A 1,329-nucleotide genomic window follows, 5' to 3' on the forward strand; every position below is an offset into this window, starting at 1 on the left:
GGCTGTCTCAGGTTGTTAGCGCAACACCGGTGATCAGTTCGTTGAGTTTGTCATAGGGTTTGCGCCAGTGGAGGGTTTGTCGGGGGCGGATGTTGAGTAGCGTTTGGACGTCGGCGAGTTCAGCATCGGTGATCTTGTTGAAGTCGGTGCCCTTCGGGTAGAAGTCCCGGATCAGGCCGTTGGTGTTCTCGTTCGTGCCTCGCTGCCACGGCGAGTGCGGGTCGCAAAAGAACACCGGGCACCCGGTGGCGATGGTGAACGCGGCGTGAGCGGCCATCTCGGTGCCCTGGTCCCAGGTGATCGTCTTCGCCAGCTCGGCCGGCAGGCCGGCGATCATCGCGGCCAACACATCGGTCACTGTCTTGCTGTCGCGGACCCCCGGGAGTCTGCCCAGAAGCGCGTAGCGGGTGCGGCGTTCGACCAGGGTGACGATGCCGGAGTTGCCCGGGCCGACCACAAGGTCCCCTTCCCAATGCCCCGGGACCGCACGGTCGGCCACCTCAGCGGGACGCTCGCTCAGCCTCGCCCCATCCAGCCAGGGCCGGCTGGATCGTTTGGGTAGCTTCGATGCAGGGATCCGCTCGGTCCTGCCCGAGCGCAGCGCTTTGGCGACGGTGAGCTCATGCCGCAACGCCCCGCGGCCCTGAACATAAAGAGCCTGGTAGATCGTCTCGTGCGACACGTGCAGCTCCGCCCGGTCCGGGAATGCCAGCTTCAACTCGCCCGCGACCTGCTCGGGCGAGTACTTCAGGTTCAAGCGTGACACGACCTCGCGGCGCAGCCTCGGATCGGTGAGCTTGGCCTGTCGGCGTCGCGGCCGGGATGCCAGCGCCCGGTAGTGCGCCAGTTCCGCGTCGTACTCCGCTAGGCCCCAGTGCTGGACCTGGTGGGCGCGGACCTCCCGCGACACGGTCGAGGGATGCACCCCCAGTTCCCGGGCGAGCGCCCGCACTCCCATCGGCTCAGGCAACGCCCGCGCTGCCTGAATGAACGACCGATCAGCCAGCGTCAACCGTCGATACGACCGACCCTGCGCGCCCAGCACACCCGCTGGACCTGAGGCGCCCGGCGGCGGGACAGCCTCCCGCACAGCCCTCAGCATCGGCATCGGCGGTACCCCGCCATAGGGACCATCGAGCAGTTTCATGCCACCAAGAGTGGCCCATCTGCCGACCGTCATCCGATGAACGTCCAATGATGACCCCACCCGGACCGTCGAAACGCCTCGGATCAGCGCCCGATACGCCGCCGCCCGCGTCTCCCACCCAATCTTCTTACCCACACCACACCCCGTTCCTCAAGGTGTTGCGCTAAAAACTAGAGACTGCC

General features: G+C 66.4%; 1 protein-coding gene. It reads right to left on the reverse strand.

Features of this window, described 5'->3' with window-relative positions; all coding sequences use genetic code 11:
• Positions 1 to 7: 7 nt before the first annotated feature.
• A complete protein-coding gene (locus GVV77_RS18015) occupies positions 8 to 1,282 on the reverse strand; it encodes an IS30 family transposase (RefSeq protein WP_425483376.1) in 1,275 nt (424 codons plus the stop codon).
• Positions 1,283 to 1,329: the final 47 nt, after the last annotated feature.

It is taken from the genome of Arthrobacter zhaoguopingii, assembly GCF_009828605.1.
GTDB classification, from domain to species: domain Bacteria; phylum Actinomycetota; class Actinomycetes; order Actinomycetales; family Micrococcaceae; genus Arthrobacter_D; species Arthrobacter_D zhaoguopingii.